Genomic DNA, 16,163 nt, shown 5'->3' with positions numbered 1-16,163 from the left:
CGCAACTCGTAAACATCAGCCTTGCTAGAGACCTCGATCACTTCGTATCCTGCTAGACCTATCTTGTTAATCATCGGGGACATGGTAGCTTAATTGCTCCATGTCCCCAATCTTTGATGGAGAGCGTCGATAAGATGCTCGGAGCTTTTTTATGCCTATCGCGAACCGACGACCTGATAATTTCCGGTTATAGTTGTGAAAGCTTTGCAGGTTTGCCAAGTTGGCGGTTTATCCATTTTTACCGTAAAAGCCATGCACCTATCATTACGCCTTTATCGTCTGTTTATTCTATCGGCTAGCAGCCTGCTCTTGCTGGGGTATGCCCACGGGGAGCGGGTGGAACATTTGAGTTGCTATGCGGAGTGGCATGATGACGTGCTGACGATTGGCAACGAACTAGTAGAGCGCCAGTGGCGGATCCAGCCCGAGGGCTTGCTTCGGTCGCTCTCCTTCTACGATAAAGTGGCCGATCAGGAGTGGCTGCGTGCTCCGGGCCGCCAGCCTGCCCCATTTCCCGAGGCGGCACCCGCTGACGAAGCACGGACCATGGAGTTTACCGCGGTGAAAGAAAAGCTCAGCCCGGTGGAAGCGGAATCGCTCATTCTTCACGCCAAAGCCGTCGGAGCCGAGGAGACTTTTCACTACCGCTTTCAGATTTTTCCGGACAGCAGCGGTATTTCCCTAATTTTCTCCAGCAACCAACCGGAAACGCCTTCCACGGTTACGAACGCGGCCAATGAATCGGATTTGCCCACGGGACTGGAAAATACGCCCGAGAGCCCTTCACGGATCGAAAAATTCGACCCTGCACTGGAAGACCTCAAGCTAGCCCCCTCTCACCTCCGCTATACGCAGGTCGAATTCAAAGACCAGACGGACAATCACGATGAACTGGTTTTCGAGCGCGAATGGCTGACCCGGGTCGATGTGTTTGATGCCCGTTGCAACGTCTTCCACATTGAAGATGTCCTGACCGAAAACGGCTTGATCTTTTTGAAGCAAGCACCCCTGCCCCACGCGCGCCCGGTTCAAAGCCCGTGGGACGCCAAGGTTTTCAGCCGCGCCCGCCGGGTGGCATTTGCGGGGCATGGCTACCCCTGGACCATTATTCCCTATCAGGGCGGCCGCGCCGGACGCATTGCGGCCATGCAGCGCTACCAGCGCTGCCTGCGCGAGTACGAACCGGAGCGCGACGGCATGCTCCTGAGCAACACCTGGGGCGATCGTTCGCGGGATGCCCGGGTCAGCGAATCATTCCTCATGAAAGAGATCGAAGCCGGCGCCCGTTTCGGCGTCGATGTGGTGCAGGTGGACGATGGCTGGCAGTATGGCAAGAGCGGCAACTCCGCATTCGGCAAAGGCGCCTGGGAAGATTTTCGTTCCGCGAATCCGGATTTTTGGAAGCCCCATCCGAAGCGCTTTCCCAACGGGCTTAAACCTTTGGTCGATGCCGCCGAAGCGAAAGGCATGCAGTTCGGGCTATGGTTCGGCCCCAGTGCGGAGAACGACATGGCCACTTGGGAAGCCGACGCCGACCTCCTGATCGATTATTATAAAAACGACGGTATCAATTACGTCAAAGTCGACGCGGTGCGGATGGAGACGAAACTCGCGGAGCAGAATCTGGAAAAAATGTATCAAAAGGTACTGGATGCCTCCAATGGTGAGCTCGTCTTCGACCCCGATGCCACCGCAGGCGAACGCCCGACCTACTTTGGGAGCATTCAAGCCGGTCCGGTTTTCGTGGAGAACCGCTACACGGACTGGGGCAAATACTGGCCGCACCGCACGCTGCGCAATCTATGGAGCCTGGGCCAGTACATTGATCCCGTTCGCCTGCGGATGGAGTTCCTCAATAACACGCGCAACACCGGAAAATACGGGGACGACCCACTGGCGCCCGCGCGCTACGCGCCGGACACGCTCTTTGCCACCGTCATGTTCTCCAGTCCCCTGGCCTGGTTCGAAGTATCCAGCCTGCCGGAAAGTTATTATGAGCAAGCCGCGCCACTCATTCACACATGGAAACAGGAACGCGAAGCCATTTTCTCCGGCGACATCATCCCGATCGGTGAGCGGCCGGATGGAGTCGCCTGGACGGGGTTTGCCTCGATTGCCAAAGATCGCAAGCGGGCGCACATCCTTGCTTTCCGTGAGCTCAACGATGCCGACACATGGGTCACCCACATCCCCCTTTTCGAAGCCGACGACACGGCGACCACGATTCTGGGCGGCGACGGCACAGCTGCCTTTCATAAGGGAGAGCTACGAGTGACGATTCCCGACCAGCTGGAGTACCTCTTCCTGAGAGTAAATGCAGAGTAAAAGATCCAAGGCCTGCGAAAGGGCATGAGCCTTTGTTTTGACTCGCCGGCAGAGAACGACCTAAATAGCACAACTTGTCTGCAACCATGAAAGCCGTCATCTGGGGTTCCTGTGGCTCACTCCCATCGCCGATCTCTTCTTCGACCATACGTCGGAAGCTGATCAATGCCCTATGGGGGGCGCGTGATCAATCGTTTGAGAACGAGTCCGACGTCGAAGCCTATCTGGACAAGCTGCCGCACAGTGCCAAGGGCACTTACAAGGCGAACACCTCCTGCGTGCAGATCGTCACGAAATCAAAAGAGGTCGTTTTCTGTGATGCCGGTACCGGCATCCGAGACTATGCCATAGAGTTGGGCCCAGACGCGCCTCCAGCCACCTATCATATTTTCATCTCTCATCTGCATTGGGACCACATCCAGGGCTTTCCTTTTTTCACACCGGCTTACAAGCCGGGCAACCGCATCGTTTTTCACGGGTTCCACCAGGAAATCGAGAGTGCCATCCGGAAACAAATGGAAGCGCCCTGCTTCCCGGTACCTTTTTCCGCAATGCAGGCGGATATCGAGTTCGACATACGCGAAGAGGGCGAAAGCTTCGAAATCGACGACGTTCAGGTGGAGGCGATCAAGCAACAACATCCCGGCGACTCCTGGGGCTACTGTTTCGAGGAAGCGGGCAAGCGCATCATCTACTCATCCGACTCCGAGCACGGCCCCGAAGCACGGGAAGCAGGCTACCGATTTATTGAATTCTTCAGATCGGCCGACGTGCTCATCTTCGACGGGCAATATACCTTCGAGGAAGCGAGCAATGGGAAACGACACTGGGGCCACTCCGACCACATGACGGCGGTTGAATTAGCCGCCCGGGCTGAGGTTAAAAAGCTGGTGATCTTTCATCACGAGCCAAGCTACTCGGATGCAATGATTGAAGACATTCACCAGGATGCGTTGAACTACCGCGAAGAATTCAACCGGTTGCGCTTCCCTGAAAGAAAAGACCCCTACCCCGGCCAACTGACGATTGCCTATGACGGCATGAGTATAGAAGCCTGAGCTTAGGATTATGCCTGAAAAAACTGTTTCCAAAAAAATCTCCAAAGCCGAAATCAACGATCTCCCGCTGATTCAGTGGGACGGCGAAATCCGGATTCTTAATACCGTCGAGGAGATGGAGCAGGCCGTGACCGAGCTGAAGAAATGCAGCCACCTCGGATTCGACACCGAGACGCGCCCCACTTTCAAAAAAGGGCAATACTACCCGCCTGCGCTGATCCAGCTCGCCACCGAGGACTGCGTCTACCTTTTCCGTATCAGTAAAACGGATACTCTGGATCCGGTGCTCCCGATCCTCGAATCGGAGAATATTCTCAAGACAGGGGTTGCCATCAAGGACGACGTTAAGGAACTCCGTGCCATGCAGGAGTTCAAGCCGGGAGGCTTTGTCGAGATTGCCGATATCACGGTCAAGCTCGGCTATGAAAACCGTGGCCTCCGGGCTCTGGCAGGTTTGCTACTGGGGGGCCGGATCAGCAAAGGAGCCCAGGTTTCCAACTGGGCGCGCGCCGAACTGGACCAGAAACAGATCCGCTATGCCGCGACCGACGCCTGGATCAGCCGTGAACTCTACGCCCGCGCGATGGCGGAGCAGGACGCCGATTGATGCCATCGGCCATACGGACCGATGCTACAGCCGTAGAGGCTCCGCTTGCGGATGCCTGTGCATTTCCTAAGCAACAAGAGCGACCTGTGAATTCACGAAAACCCGGCATTTTGTTACATGGCTTTGTGCTGCCTAATACCGCTTTGCAAAACAGTATAATTTAGGGCACGTCCGGACTGACATCTGCCAAATCCCGTAGTATATCTGGCATCCGCAAGCGGAGCCTCTACAAGAAAAACCCCACGCTGCGCACACCGACTCTTGGAGAGAAGCCTGTCCTACGCTTTACGACGTGGCCGCTTCCGAATCGTCCGTGAACTCCCCCAGTTTTCGGAATCGTGCGTAACGATCATTCAACAGCTTGGTCACGCTCTTCTTTTTGAGCTTGTTCAGCGACTTGATAATGGCAGCCTTGAGCGTTGTCGCAGCTGCATCATAGTCGCGATGCGCTCCGCCTGTGGGCTCCGGAATAACCTGATCGACCACACCAAACTTGGAGAGGTGCTCCGGGCTGAATTTAAGCGCTTCGGCCGCCTGGGGGGCCGCCGCACGGTCTTTCCATAAAATAGCGGCGCAACCTTCGGGCGAGATGACCGAATAGTAACCGTTCTCGAGAATCATGACCTCGTCGGCCACTGCCATACCGAGGGCGCCACCACTGCCGCCTTCACCAATCACCACGGTAACAATCGGCACCTTGAGTGCGCTCATGTCGCGGATATTCACGGCAATGGCTTCAGCCACGTGACGCTCCTCCGCTCCGATCCCCGGATAAGCACCCGGCGTATCGATGAGCGTGATGATGGGCATCTTGAACTTTTCAGCCATTTCCATCAGGCGCATGGCCTTGCGGTAGCCTTCCGGATGCGGGCAACCGAAGTTGCGCTTGAGATTCTCCTTGGTGTTGCGGCCCTTTTGCTGGCCGATCACCATGACCGGTTCACCATCGAGAAAAGCCGGCCCTCCGACGACTGCCGCATCCTCACGGAAACGGCGGTCCCCATGGAGTTCTTCAAATTCCGTAAAAATGCGCTCAATGTAGTCGAGCGAGTAAGGCCGCTTAGGGTGACGCGAGAGCTGCACGCGCTGCCAGGCCGTCAGATTGGAGTAAATGTCCGCCTTGGTTTTCTCGATCTTGGCCACGATGGCTTCGATCTCCTTGGCCACATCCACCTTTGATTCGGTCGAGACAGTTTCCAGCGTGTGCAGCTGCTTCTCCAGCTCGCGCAGAGGCTTTTCAAATTCCAGCGTATAAGTCGCGTCTTCCATGTAACTGTCGATTTAGTGTGGGCGAGTCTCAGCTGTCAATGCTGTGGGGATCTAGTTGCCGGTTGAGTCGTTGAGTGGTGGGTTGTGATGACGTCTCGCTTGCAATTTACACCACGAACCACTCAACAACTCAACCACATACAAAAAACAGCCTAAATATCGTCCTTTTCGGGCGGCGACTTCAATTCGTCTTTCCAACCGAGCATGCGGGCCTGAGCGCCGTAATGTTCGGCTTTTTCCTTATCGCCCCGCTCCACCCAAATACGGGAGAGACTGGTATTGATGTGCACGTCTTCCGGTTCAAGCTTGTGTGCGGTTTCCGCGGCCTCCAGGGCGGCATCGTAGTCGGCCTCGGAGAAATAAACCTCCGTCAGGGCATGCCAGGCCGGAAAGGCATCGGGATGGGTATCAATAATTGCACGCAGTTTGGCAATCGCACCCTCGCTGTCCCCGAGGGTGAAATCCAAAGTGGCATCGTCGACTTGGTCTTGAAGTGAAGTTTCGCTCATAAAGGTGATTTAGGTTGCTCTGCTCCGAGCGGGCTCTTGAGTGTTGGTAGATTAATTCCAATTATGCCCGACCCGCAAATCGAAAAGCTCCTCATTGTTCAAGACCGCGACATTGCCCTGCAAAAAATTGAGGAGGAATTGGCGCGCATTCCGAGAGAACGGGCCAAGATCGAGGCACTGATCGAGACTGAAAAGGAAAATATCGATGCCGCCAGCCAATCGCTTAAAGAAAAGGAAGTGCAGCGCAGCGAGCTCGACCACGCGGTGAAGGGTAAAGAATCGGATATCGCCCGATTCAAGAACCAGCAGCTCGAGGTCAAAAAGAACGACGAATACCGCGCCCTGACGCAGCAGATCGAGCAAGCGGAAGCGGAAATCGCCCAGCTCGAAGAGACCGAAATCAAGCTCATGCTGGATATCGACAGCACCCGTGAAGCCTTTGAAGCGGAAAAAACCACCATCGAGGCACGCATCCAGGACCAGCACGAGGAAATCAAACAACTCGGCGAACGGGAACAGAATTTAAAAGACTCCATTGATGCGGCGAAGCAGGCACTGGCCGCATCGCGCGAAGGAATCGAAGCCAACTACATCGAGCACTATGACCGGGTCAAGAAGCTTGCCAAGCGTCCACCCTACGTCGCCGCCATTCAGCAGCATAAATGCGGCGGTTGCCACCTGCGGGTTTCCAACGAAGTCTCACGCGGGGCCATGGACGCGGGCGAGCCCCACTTCTGCGACCAGTGCGCGCGGATGGTGTATGCTTAGGTTGGTGGGTGGTTGAGTCGTTGAGTCCTTTGCGGTGCTGCCTGCTCATCTACGGATCCGTAGTTCGAGGCGACTGGCTCGGAACAACCCACGACTCAACTACGAGCCGGAGGCGAACCACTCAACGACTCAACCACCCACTGGACATACCACTCAACCGAGAAGCGCCTTCAGATGCGATTCCACCGCCAAGGCCAAGCCTTCGGTATTGTACCCCCCTTCCAGAATGGAAACGATGCGCGAGTTGGCGTATCGTTTGGCGATCCCCATCACCAGTTCGGTCAGCTTGGCAAATCCTTCGTCGGTGATATTGAAGTCTCCCAGCAAATCGTTCTCTCGCGCATCGAAACCGGCCGAGATCAGGACCAGATCGGGCTGAAATTCGTCGGCGGCAGGAATTAGCCGCTCCCTAAACGCGCGGGTGATATCCGTGTCCGTCGCACCGCGCGGCAGAGGCACATTGATATTGTAACCTTCCCCAGCACCACGGCCCGTCTTATCCGCCGCGCCGCTCCCGGGAAAGGCGTACAGAGCGTGCGTGGAAAAGACCAATACCGAGGGATCATCGTAAAAGGCCCATTCCGTGCCATCGCCGTGATGATAGTCCCAGTCCACAATCAGGACCTTTTTCAGCTTGTGCTGCCTCTGGGCATAACGGGCAGCAATGGCAACGTTGTTGTAGAAGCAAAAACCAAACTCTCCATTATTCGCGGCGTGGTGCCCGGGCGGGCGGATCGCACAAAAGGCATTCGTCAACCTGCCGGAGCAAACGGCATCGACTCCGCTCAAGGCGCCGGAAACCGCAAGACGGCAAATGGCATCATCTTGCGCCTGCCTCGATGCCGCTTCAATATGGGCCTCTGAGTGTACCCTCCGAATATAAGGCAGCGGCTCGATGGATGGCGTCACGGACACGAGGGCTTTATCCAGATTTGATTGCTTCAGCCGCCGGTGGATCGCTCTCAGCCGCTCGGGCGATTCCGGGTGCCCCCGCCCCTGGGAATGCAGCAGGTAGCGATCATCACTGACCAAGCCGGTAGATTTTGTCATCATTGCGCCTCCAGCCTTCGCCTCACGATTGGAATTCGCCGCCATGGCAGAAAGCGTGCTCAAAAGCGGGCTGCTGCACAAACCCAGAGTCGCGGTTTTCGCCGTTTTTAAAAACCTGCGCCTGTCTGTGAAACTACTCATGGCATTGATAGCTGGATCATCGAGAAAGTGAAACTTTCGGCAAAATAGCTGCCCGTTCAAGTCATCGTGCCACCAAATCAATAAGAAAACAACGAGCCATGTTGTCTAGAATGTCTTGCAAGAAAGCAATACTGCTACACACATCATTCACACTGATGTGGGCGTAGCTCAGTTGGATAGAGCATCGGTTTTCTAAACCGACGGTCCTGGGTTCGAGTCCCAGCGCCCATGCCATTTTCAGGATGCGGAATTCAATATAGGCTGAGACTCTCACCTTCGGTGGTCCGGTTTCCCGCTTTTGCGGGAACCGGTCTTGTCGGCCTTCGGCCTCGGAACGAGTCCCAGCGCCCATGCCAGGCTTCGTCTGAAGCGGAGCGAAGCCACGAAGCCTGTCCCGGCATAGAGTAACGAAGCCCCAAGCCGGACCGCACTCGTTCCCGAAGACGACGCCCGCCCAAGCTAGGTAAAATCTTGTACCCCATCCTTGAGGTGAGCAGGACGATTGACGTGAACAGACTCAGCACTCAGACTACAACACATGATCAAAAAAGTTCACGAAATCGTTCCTGAGATTGCTGAAGCGGTGCGTGGTGGATCCGGCAGTGTCTCGGCGCACAAGCTACTCGACTTTTTTCCCGGCAGCGCAATCAAGAGCGTTGGTATCGTTCGACTGGAAGCCGGAGCCAGCATCGGCGACCACTCCCATGAGGGTGACGAAGATTTTTATTACTGCCTTTCCGGCAGCGGCATCGTGGTCGACAACGGCGTGGAGCAAGCCTTCACCCCGGGCACTCTGCAGATCACTCGGAGCGGCGAGAGTCAGGCCTTACATAATACCGGGGAAACGGAATTAGTCTTTTTGGCCGCACTTATTGCCACTGTGGAGGAATGAGCGTTAACATCGGCCTTACGGACCGATGCTACTGGGCGAAACCTCATTCAGGCGTAGTTATCATCGGCCTTCCGATGCTTTGTAGGAAACTTCCACACCTCGTTACAAACGGCGCAGGACGGGGCGCAGGACTATCACGGACCGAAGCTACATGGACTGCGTTTCATTCAAATAGCGGACTCGATCTCTTCGATCAGTGGAGCCGTGCCGACATAATAAGGGCAGCGCCCCTGATGAGGATGAAAAGTCGTAGCCGGAAACGGGCTGCCTTCGACAAACTTCCATTCCAGTCCGACGGCCGCACAGAGCGCGTAGGCCGCCGCAATATCCCAGACTTTGACGCGATAATCGATCGCACCGGTCAAATAACCGGTGGCCACGTAGGTCGCACTCAGAGCGGCACTGCCAAAGGAACGGATGCGATATTGGGCCATTAAGGGGGCAAGCTTACCCTGCAACTGAAGCTCCATCGGGAAGTGCGCACCGATCATCGTTTGTGCCTCGGCTGCGGTCGCATCGCGCTTGAACCTTTTCTGGTTACGCATAAAGGGATGCTCCGGGCCGCCTTCGTAAAGACTGGCCGTGCTGTGATCATAAATGAATCCGTATACCGGCATTCCTTTGTGTAGCAACGCCAGTGAAATTGCGCAGATCGGAAATCCCAGGGCGTAGTTATTAGTTCCGTCGATAGGATCCACGATCCAGGCAAAATCAGCTTGCAGCGCCATTTCCTCGTCCAACGGGCTGGCTTCCTCGCTGCAATAGTCGTCCTGTGGAAAGTCCCGCCGCAACTCGGCAAAGAGTTTTTCGGAAATTGCGAAATCGGCAAAAGTCACCCGGGTATCGTCGGCCTTCCATTCGCTGGCCACCTGCCCAAACTGCCGCCCGAAAAAGGCGATCTGGTCGCGCACGGCAACGCGTCCGGCATTGATACGATGTCGGAGAGCGGTATTGTAACGGGCCTTGGCATGACGGGACATTAGCTGGGGATGTAAGCCGAAAACTATTCGCTTATGTTCACGGCAAACAATCATATTTGAACTTGAGGAACAAAATTACCTGCTTAAGAACTAATCTGCTGTATAAGGGATATCAAACCCATCCCGCAGTCTCCACTTCTGAACCCCGGAAACCGACTAACAATCGAACGATGACCACCATGCGTTTTCACCTATCTATTTCCTCCTTCGCGTTGCTTTGCGTCGTATTTTTAGCATCAATGGCTTCTGCCGCTGAAGAGCGCACCTGGACGAGCGCTGACGGGTCACAAACTTTCAAGGGGACATTAATCCGCTACAATGACTACACCGGCATGGTGACCGTGGATCGCGGCGACCGTAAGCTCAGCTTCAAACAGGACCTGCTTTCGGCCGCCGATATTGAGTATTTAAAGACGGAAGGCCCCAAGCTGAAAGACACCGGCTCGAGCAGCTCCGGCAGCGTGAGCGTGAGTGGTTCCATCCCCGATACACTTCCCGATCCCGATGGGGAAGAAGCCAATATGCGTAAACCGGTCCAGGTGTTCATCCTAATGGGTCAATCCAATATGCTGGGCTTCGGGAAAACAGGTCCGCTTAAGGGGATTGCTGGTGACAAATACCCCTACCTTGTCGATGACGGAGGGAATTGGAACGTGCGGAAGGACGTGCGCAACGTGTTTTTCAGTAATGGAAGTTTGACTACCAATGATTGGATGGCCGTTGATAATCGAAATAAATTCGGCCCGGAAATCGGCATCGGGAATTATCTGGGGCACATGATTGACGCGCCGGTTCTGATATTGAAATCGTGCGTTGGTAACCGTGCTTTAGGCTGGGACTTGCTGCCGCCCAGTGCGGACGGCACCGGAAAAGACGGAAGATCTTACGAAGGAGACTCGGATTACGGGGATCGAAAGGTGAGCACTCAGAGTAAAGCTGATAAAGGCGGCTGGTATGCCGGCCTCCAGTATGATCTGGACGTGGGGGTTGCCCAGGATGCTCTGGAAGAGTTGTCCAAGTACTATCCGGATGCCACCGAATACGAAGTGGCCGGATTCTTCTGGTGGCAGGGCTGCTCTGAAGGCAAAGGTAGTGTCGAGAATTACGACAAAAACCTGGAGTATCTCTTCAACGATCTGAAAAAAGAATTCAATGCACCCAATGCCAAGTTTGTTTGCGCCACCCTGGGTGAACACGACAAGGACGCAACGCTCTCCCAGAAGATGTTCAACTTTGCCGATGGTAATAAAGATGCCGGGGTATTCTATTCCAAGCCGGTTTCCACCGGAGGGAGCTGCGGCCACTACGGTGGCGATCCCGAAACCTACATGAATGTGGGCGAAGGCATGGGCAAACTTATGGTAGAAATGCTTTCGGGCCGTTAGGGAATCCGACATCAATCGCATAACGCATTCGAACAACCTGCCCTAAATTGGGCATAGCTAATAAATAAAACCTCCTTGTCAAAACCTCCTATCGCTGAATCATCTTCGCGGATGAAGGGAGTTTTCACGTTATTAATGGCCGGATGCAGCGTCTTCTCGGCCAGCCTAGCCGCTCAAGCAACGATCGATCTGCTTGATGGTATGGCGTTAGAGCATTTCCAACCGGTATCCGACTGGCACCGGGTTGACAGAGCGGTATCGGTGCCCGACCGCACCGAGCTGACAACCAGCGGGAGCGGGGGTGATATTCTGGTAAACGGTTTAACCAAGGATATTTCCCTGCCCTATTTGATGACCCGGGAAACTTTCGGTGATGCCCGCGTTGAACTCGAATTTTTGATTCCCAAAGGCTCCAACGCCGGTGTCTACATGATGGGCCGCTACGAGGTGCAAATCCTCGACAGCTTTGGCAAAGAGAAGGTGGGCAGCGGTGACCTCGGTGGAATTTACGGAAGTCGTGACATGTCCCGGCCGCAAGGGGAGCGCTGGATCCCCGGTTCCCGTCCCTTAACGAATGCGGCCAAGGCCCCCGGGCGCTGGCAACGCATGGAAATCGTATTTCGTGCTCCCAGATACGACGCTAGTGGCCAAAAGACCGCCGACGCAGTCTTTGAAAGCGTGCGTATCAACGGAGAACTCGTGCAGGAAAAATTCACATGTGAGCACCCCACCATGTCCCATCCTTTGCCCGGTGAAGCGGCGCTGGGCCCCATCGCTATACAGGGCGACCATGGCCCTATCGCCATCCGTCACTTCACGGTCACACCCTTGGATTCTCCTGGCACACAGGCCATTGAAGAGATTGACGCCTACTGGTCGGAAGTGGAGCGTGCCGTGCGCGAGGGTGACTACGATGCTTACTGCGCCACGGTGCATCCTGACGCGGTCATTATTGCAGGAGCCAAACAAGTCAGCTATCCGCTGAAACAAGCTTTGATCCGATGGGAGAAAGACTTCGAAAACACAAAATCGGGCAAGCTCAAGGGCGAGGTCAGTTTCCGTTTTGCCAAGCGCTACCGCGATACCAGTACTGCGCATGAGTCCGGCATTTTTCGCTATACTACGACCCCGGAAAACGGGGAAATCACCACCGACTACATTGAATTTGAAGCATTGCTCGTAAAGAAAGACGGGCAGTGGCAAATGTTGATGGAAAACCAGATCGGACCTGTCTCCGAAGAAGAATGGGAGTCACTTCGTCCTTAATATTGTTTACCTACGGTAAACATGATGTATCCACACCGCCCTATGCAAAACGTCTCTCCAGCACTCGCTGCCAATCTGGGATTGGCCCGGCAGCAAAACACCAAGATGAAATCACTTTTTTCAGAGATTAACGAACGACAGCAAACCGTGCTCAAGAAGCTGGGCCCGGACATACTGATACTACCTGCCGATGCCGCATTGTCCGAGATATCCAGATTCCGTCAGGGGAGCAATTTCTTCTACCTGACGGGCTTCCCGGAACAAGGTGCAATGCTCCTGATTGATCCCAACGAAACATCCGGAGCAGTACATTTGTTCGTGCGCGAAAACACCGAGAAGGAACAGGTTTGGGACGGCTTTACCATGGGTGCGGCGAAGGCGGCCGAAGTCTGCCCGGCTGACCAGGTTCACCACATTCGCGAGTTTGAAGCATTTATCAGTAACCGTTTAAAAGGCCGCCGGGTCCATTACCAGGCGGCCAACGGGCACCCCTGCGGCAAGCTCATCGCCAAAGCCATTGAGGAGCAAGGCGCTGAAGTGCTGAAGAAAAGCGAAGTCTTCGACGCAATCATCGACATGCGCATGGTGAAGTCGCCTCTTGAAATCGAACTGATGCGCCGGGCCATTCTGATTACGGGCGAGGCACATCACGCCTGCATGCGTGCCGGCACACGCCACCGTATGGAATATCAGTTCGAAGCTGAATTTGAGTATGCTTGCAAGATGCAGGGCGTACTTCACTTCGCCTTCGGTCACATTGTGGCCGCAGGCAACCACGGAACTTGCCAACACTATATCGAAAACGACGGCCCCGTGGGCGAAGATGATTTGGTCTTACTGGATGCCGGAGCCGTGTGGAAAGGATATTGCGCCGATTTAACCAGGACTTTTCCCGCCTCGGGGAAATTTTCCCCAATCCAGCGTGACCTTTACGAGATCGTACTCGCCTCGCAGAAGTCGGGACTCGAAAAAGTCGCGCCCGGAGTCTGCATGATCGACATTCATAACCACTCGGCCGCCGTCCTGATCGACGGGCTCAAAGAGCTCGGACTGATGAAGGGAGATACGGAGGAATTAATCGAATCGCTTGCCTATAAAGAGTTCTGGCCCGGTGCCCTCTGCCACTCACTGGGCATTGATGTACATGATGTTCTTCTGGACGGCTATCACAAGGGCGACAAACCACTTGAACCTGGCATGGTGATTACCGTCGAACCGGGCTTCTACTCACAGGCCTTTAATCAGGAAATCCCTGAGGCATTCCGCGAGATCGGGATTCGCATCGAAGACGACGTTCTGGTCACGGAAGACGGCTACGAGAACATGAGTGTCGATACGGTCAAGGAAATCGCTGATGTCGAAGCGATGGTTCAGTCGGGCAAATAACAACCGCTTTGCCATTAAGGACGAAACGTTCCTGACGGGGCGACATCCAGAACCTCTTCCAGTTCACGGATCCGCTCCAGTATGATACCTTTTCGCGCATAGGGATCATCGTCCGGAAGTCGGGAAAACAAACCTTTGAGAAAGTCGTAAGCTTCCGCTTGCTTATCCAGGCGGCGGAGCAACTGGGCATAAATACGGGCGGCGAAGTAAGGTGCGTCCGGCTGCTGGGAAGCCCGCAAAAACCAGGGAGCCGCTTTTGCCGGATCATCCAGACGGATCATGTAGATCTGACCGATCTCCAGGTAGAGACGTGCACTGTCCGGATGAAATTCGAGCGCACGCTGAATCAGGATAAAGGCCTGCTCCGCCTGCTCCAGATTGATCTCATGTTGACGCCGCTCGGAAACTTCCTGATAGCCCCCCTCTTCCTCAATACGCCAGTTGGGAACGTCATAAGCGATCATTCGGGCACCGTTAATCCAGAAAAACTCCGGGCGCGGGTCAATGGAAGTGACCAGACGAATCATAGAATTGAGCTTCGCCCGTTCACGGTTTTCCCAGACCGAGTTGGTCTGAATCCAGAGAAAGTCGGCCATTATCGAACGGAAGCCGCCCAACATGCCCACGATCACCCCCTGGCCCAATGCTCCTTCCATAGCGTCCAGGTTCAGCTCCGGCTGGCCGGTTCGCACTCGCTGCCATGCCGGAGACTCGATCGGCCGTATCAGTAAGCCGACAAGCACCAGAAAGGCAATCGCAAGTAAAACCGCCCGTAGCCTCAAGATTATCGGGTGGTCAAATTTCACGTCGACGGAAGCTGAGCTGCGCGAGCAAAAGGAAGGCGGTAATGTAAACCACTGCGTAAAGGCTGATCTGCAGGGCCGTACCTGCCGGGAGAGACGCTTCGCCTGTAAAGAGCAGCTGATCCCCGACATTGAAGAGCTGGAAATTCGGAAAAATCAGTCCCAATCCATGCACAAGAAGGCGCCCCACCCCATGCTCTAGATCGGCATAAGCATCCCGGGCGATGTATTGCAGTTGGCAGACAATCAGAACGCAGAAGCTCACGATGATCGTGTATAGGCTCGTATTGGAGAAACTGGCAACGAACAGGGTCATCGCCCCGAGCAGACCGAACTTCAGCCACTGCAGAAATCCGAAAAGAAAGATATCACTGTATCGAATGATGCGCCCTCCGCTGAAAACTTCGGGGTCCAACTGCTCCATCAAAACGGTTTCACGCCAGTAGAGCATACCAGCAAGCACCAGACTGATCAGCAGTACAAAGGACAGCATAAGCAGTTGCACGCCGAGCAGCTTGCCGGCCAGAAAGTCGAACTTATGGACCGGTTTCGCCAGCATGGTCAGGGCGGTTCGATTCTCAATCTCGTTGAAAAAGAGCTGCGTCGTGGCCGTAATCGCCAGAATCGAACCAAAGAAAAAAAGTGCGCCGAAACCGAAATCGGCGATGAACTTCAACTCACTGGTGCCAAAATCGAATTGCTGGAAAAAGGTCGAGCTGGCCACCAGCGCAATCGCGATCAAAAGAAGGGAATTAAAGAACTTCTGGCGAACCGCCTCCAGAAATGTGTTGGCCGCAATCAACCAAATCCTGCCGGGGGATAGAAAGCTCATTGCTTACCTCCCTTCCCTGCTTCGCCGGCGCGCTGACTTTCCCGTTGCTGTACTTGACTGAGAAAAAATGAATCCAGGCTCAGGCGCGGTTTTTCCACCCGTACGAGCCGACCTCCGCCGGCCTCAATAGCGGCCTGTACCGCGGCATGATTTTCCGTGCCGAGGCCCTCGACAACGAAAGCATCCGCCGACTCCTCGTTGACGAGCTCATCCACACGCCCCGCATGCACCAGTTTGCCCCGGTGCAGAATGGCCACGCGATCACAAAGGCCCTCGATCTGTGCCAACAAATGAGAGGAGAGAAGAATAGTTTTTCCCCGGGACTTGAGTTCACGGACGATTTCGGCGATCGCAGCCGAGCCAAGTGGGTCGACACCTGCGGTCGGCTCGTCCAATATGACCAGCTGGGGATCGTGGACAATCGCTTGGGCGAGACCGATGCGCTGGAGCATGCCTTTGGAATAGGTACCCACACGTCGGTGTGCCGCTTCACCCATCCCCACCAGTTCAATGACCGAATCGACGGCGTCATTCAGGTCGGACTTAGCCACCCCGCATAGACGGGCATAGTAGCGGACCAGTTCACGCCCGGAAAGGTAGCGGTAGAAATAAGGCGCCTCCGGCAAGAAGCCGACACTACGCCGCGCTTCCACCGCACGGCTGGGCTTGCCATAGATCCTGCAATCACCGGCCGAGGGCTCAAGCAAGCCAAGCACGATCTTGATCGTGGTGCTCTTCCCCGAACCATTCGGGCCGAGCAGGCCGAAAATTTCGTTGTCCTGCACCTCAAGATCCAAGCTATCGACGGCCCGAAGCTTTTTCCCGGAGATTCCAACAGGAAAGTCCTTCGTCAGGTGTTTGATGCTAATCGCAGATTCAGCCATCGGAGTCG

General features: G+C 55.0%; 15 protein-coding genes and 1 tRNA gene. 9 read left to right on the top strand and 7 right to left on the bottom strand.

Annotated elements, in window-relative coordinates:
* Positions 1 to 252: 252 nt before the first annotated feature.
* The 3 genes from DDZ13_RS11680 to DDZ13_RS11670 all read left to right on the top strand — a co-directional run bounded on the left by DDZ13_RS11680 (position 253) and on the right by DDZ13_RS11670 (position 3,990).
* Positions 253 to 2,325, top strand: a complete 2,073-nt coding sequence (locus tag DDZ13_RS11680; RefSeq protein WP_146209357.1) for an alpha-galactosidase — start codon at positions 253 to 255, stop codon at positions 2,323 to 2,325.
* Positions 2,326 to 2,411: 86 nt separating this feature from the next.
* Entirely contained in the window at positions 2,412 to 3,383 is a 972-nt protein-coding gene (locus DDZ13_RS11675) for an MBL fold metallo-hydrolase (protein ID WP_110131631.1), read from the top strand.
* 10 nt (positions 3,384 to 3,393) lie between these two features.
* Positions 3,394 to 3,990: a 3'-5' exonuclease gene (locus tag DDZ13_RS11670; RefSeq protein ID WP_110131630.1), complete on the top strand. Its 597-nt coding sequence runs from the start codon at positions 3,394 to 3,396 to the stop codon at positions 3,988 to 3,990.
* A 285-nt stretch (positions 3,991 to 4,275) separates the two neighbouring features.
* Here the strand turns inward: DDZ13_RS11670 and DDZ13_RS11665 are convergent, their stop codons facing one another.
* Together DDZ13_RS11665 and DDZ13_RS11660 are read right to left on the bottom strand one after the other, a co-directional pair.
* Complete coding sequence (locus DDZ13_RS11665) at positions 4,276 to 5,259, bottom strand: acetyl-CoA carboxylase carboxyltransferase subunit alpha (RefSeq protein WP_110131629.1); 984 nt, start codon at positions 5,257 to 5,259, stop codon at positions 4,276 to 4,278.
* A 152-nt stretch (positions 5,260 to 5,411) separates the two neighbouring features.
* Positions 5,412 to 5,768, bottom strand: coding sequence for a tetratricopeptide repeat protein (locus DDZ13_RS11660; RefSeq protein WP_110131628.1), 357 nt, complete (start codon positions 5,766 to 5,768; stop codon positions 5,412 to 5,414).
* Between the two features lie 63 nt (positions 5,769 to 5,831).
* On the opposite strand from DDZ13_RS11660, the gene DDZ13_RS11655 reads away from it, so the two are divergent.
* The gene (locus DDZ13_RS11655) at positions 5,832 to 6,536 is read left to right on the top strand and encodes a zinc ribbon domain-containing protein (RefSeq protein ID WP_110131627.1); all 705 of its coding nucleotides are present in this window, start codon (positions 5,832 to 5,834) and stop codon (positions 6,534 to 6,536) included.
* Positions 6,537 to 6,689: 153 nt separating this feature from the next.
* On the opposite strand, the gene DDZ13_RS11650 is transcribed toward DDZ13_RS11655, so the two are convergent.
* Positions 6,690 to 7,589 carry a histone deacetylase family protein gene (locus tag DDZ13_RS11650; protein WP_199221113.1) on the bottom strand — a complete coding sequence of 300 codons (900 nt, stop codon included), beginning with the start codon at positions 7,587 to 7,589 and terminating at the stop codon, positions 6,690 to 6,692.
* Positions 7,590 to 7,884: 295 nt separating this feature from the next.
* Between DDZ13_RS11650 and DDZ13_RS11645 the strand changes: the two genes are divergently transcribed.
* Both DDZ13_RS11645 and DDZ13_RS11640 read left to right on the top strand, forming a co-directional pair.
* Positions 7,885 to 7,961: transfer RNA gene (locus DDZ13_RS11645), tRNA-Arg, on the top strand.
* A 304-nt stretch (positions 7,962 to 8,265) separates the two neighbouring features.
* Complete coding sequence (locus DDZ13_RS11640) at positions 8,266 to 8,619, top strand: cupin domain-containing protein (RefSeq protein ID WP_110131625.1); 354 nt, start codon at positions 8,266 to 8,268, stop codon at positions 8,617 to 8,619.
* A gap of 167 nt (positions 8,620 to 8,786) precedes the next feature.
* Here DDZ13_RS11640 and DDZ13_RS11635 read toward each other — a convergent pair whose 3' ends face one another.
* Positions 8,787 to 9,599, bottom strand: a complete 813-nt coding sequence (locus tag DDZ13_RS11635; RefSeq protein ID WP_158279906.1) for an inositol monophosphatase family protein — start codon at positions 9,597 to 9,599, stop codon at positions 8,787 to 8,789.
* Between the two features lie 239 nt (positions 9,600 to 9,838).
* Here DDZ13_RS11635 and DDZ13_RS11630 point away from each other — a divergent pair, with 239 nt between their 5' ends.
* The 3 genes from DDZ13_RS11630 (at position 9,839) to DDZ13_RS11620 (ending at position 13,636) form a co-directional block, all read left to right on the top strand.
* Positions 9,839 to 10,984, top strand: a complete 1,146-nt coding sequence (locus DDZ13_RS11630; RefSeq protein WP_199221112.1) for a sialate O-acetylesterase — start codon at positions 9,839 to 9,841, stop codon at positions 10,982 to 10,984.
* Between the two features lie 111 nt (positions 10,985 to 11,095).
* The gene (locus DDZ13_RS11625) at positions 11,096 to 12,250 is read left to right on the top strand and encodes a 3-keto-alpha-glucoside-1,2-lyase-like domain-containing protein (protein WP_110131623.1); all 1,155 of its coding nucleotides are present in this window, start codon (positions 11,096 to 11,098) and stop codon (positions 12,248 to 12,250) included.
* A gap of 21 nt (positions 12,251 to 12,271) precedes the next feature.
* On the top strand, positions 12,272 to 13,636 hold the full coding sequence (locus DDZ13_RS11620) for an aminopeptidase P family protein (RefSeq protein ID WP_110131622.1): 1,365 nt from the start codon (positions 12,272 to 12,274) through the stop codon (positions 13,634 to 13,636).
* Positions 13,637 to 13,650: 14 nt separating this feature from the next.
* On the opposite strand, the gene DDZ13_RS11615 is transcribed toward DDZ13_RS11620, so the two are convergent.
* The 3 genes from DDZ13_RS11615 to DDZ13_RS11605 are packed head-to-tail and all read right to left on the bottom strand — an operon-like array spanning position 13,651 to position 16,155.
* Positions 13,651 to 14,442, bottom strand: a complete 792-nt coding sequence (locus DDZ13_RS11615; protein ID WP_110131621.1) for a tetratricopeptide repeat protein — start codon at positions 14,440 to 14,442, stop codon at positions 13,651 to 13,653.
* On the bottom strand, positions 14,432 to 15,271 hold the full coding sequence (locus tag DDZ13_RS11610) for an ABC transporter permease (protein WP_110131620.1): 840 nt from the start codon (positions 15,269 to 15,271) through the stop codon (positions 14,432 to 14,434). Before DDZ13_RS11610 ends, DDZ13_RS11615 begins: the two co-directional genes overlap by 11 nt.
* Positions 15,268 to 16,155, bottom strand: coding sequence for an ABC transporter ATP-binding protein (locus tag DDZ13_RS11605; protein WP_110131619.1), 888 nt, complete (start codon positions 16,153 to 16,155; stop codon positions 15,268 to 15,270). Before DDZ13_RS11605 ends, DDZ13_RS11610 begins: the two co-directional genes overlap by 4 nt.
* Between the last annotated feature and the right edge of the window lie 8 nt (positions 16,156 to 16,163).

Source organism: Coraliomargarita sinensis (assembly GCF_003185655.1).
Lineage (GTDB): Bacteria > Verrucomicrobiota > Verrucomicrobiia > Opitutales > Coraliomargaritaceae > Coraliomargarita_B > Coraliomargarita_B sinensis.
Note: the sequence above shows the minus strand (reverse complement) of the source record. Positions and strands in the feature narration are given on the sequence as shown.

Bases quoted from the DNA above. Each gene is read 5' to 3' on its own strand.
- DDZ13_RS11635 (WP_158279906.1), bottom strand. From the start codon at position 9,599: ATGTCCCGTCATGCCAAGGCCCGTTACAATACCGCTCTCCGACATCGT.
- DDZ13_RS11630 (WP_199221112.1), top strand. From the start codon at position 9,839: ATGGCTTCTGCCGCTGAAGAGCGCACCTGGACGAGCGCTGACGGGTCA.
- DDZ13_RS11665 (WP_110131629.1), bottom strand. From the start codon at position 5,259: ATGGAAGACGCGACTTATACGCTGGAATTTGAAAAGCCTCTGCGCGAG.
- DDZ13_RS11610 (WP_110131620.1), bottom strand. From the start codon at position 15,271: ATGAGCTTTCTATCCCCCGGCAGGATTTGGTTGATTGCGGCCAACACA.
- DDZ13_RS11625 (WP_110131623.1), top strand. From the start codon at position 11,096: ATGAAGGGAGTTTTCACGTTATTAATGGCCGGATGCAGCGTCTTCTCG.
- DDZ13_RS11605 (WP_110131619.1), bottom strand. From the start codon at position 16,155: ATGGCTGAATCTGCGATTAGCATCAAACACCTGACGAAGGACTTTCCT.
- DDZ13_RS11675 (WP_110131631.1), top strand. From the start codon at position 2,412: ATGAAAGCCGTCATCTGGGGTTCCTGTGGCTCACTCCCATCGCCGATC.
- DDZ13_RS11670 (WP_110131630.1), top strand. From the start codon at position 3,394: ATGCCTGAAAAAACTGTTTCCAAAAAAATCTCCAAAGCCGAAATCAAC.
- DDZ13_RS11655 (WP_110131627.1), top strand. From the start codon at position 5,832: ATGCCCGACCCGCAAATCGAAAAGCTCCTCATTGTTCAAGACCGCGAC.
- DDZ13_RS11680 (WP_146209357.1), top strand. From the start codon at position 253: ATGCACCTATCATTACGCCTTTATCGTCTGTTTATTCTATCGGCTAGC.
- DDZ13_RS11660 (WP_110131628.1), bottom strand. From the start codon at position 5,768: ATGAGCGAAACTTCACTTCAAGACCAAGTCGACGATGCCACTTTGGAT.
- DDZ13_RS11620 (WP_110131622.1), top strand. From the start codon at position 12,272: ATGATGTATCCACACCGCCCTATGCAAAACGTCTCTCCAGCACTCGCT.
- DDZ13_RS11650 (WP_199221113.1), bottom strand. From the start codon at position 7,589: ATGATGACAAAATCTACCGGCTTGGTCAGTGATGATCGCTACCTGCTG.
- DDZ13_RS11640 (WP_110131625.1), top strand. From the start codon at position 8,266: ATGATCAAAAAAGTTCACGAAATCGTTCCTGAGATTGCTGAAGCGGTG.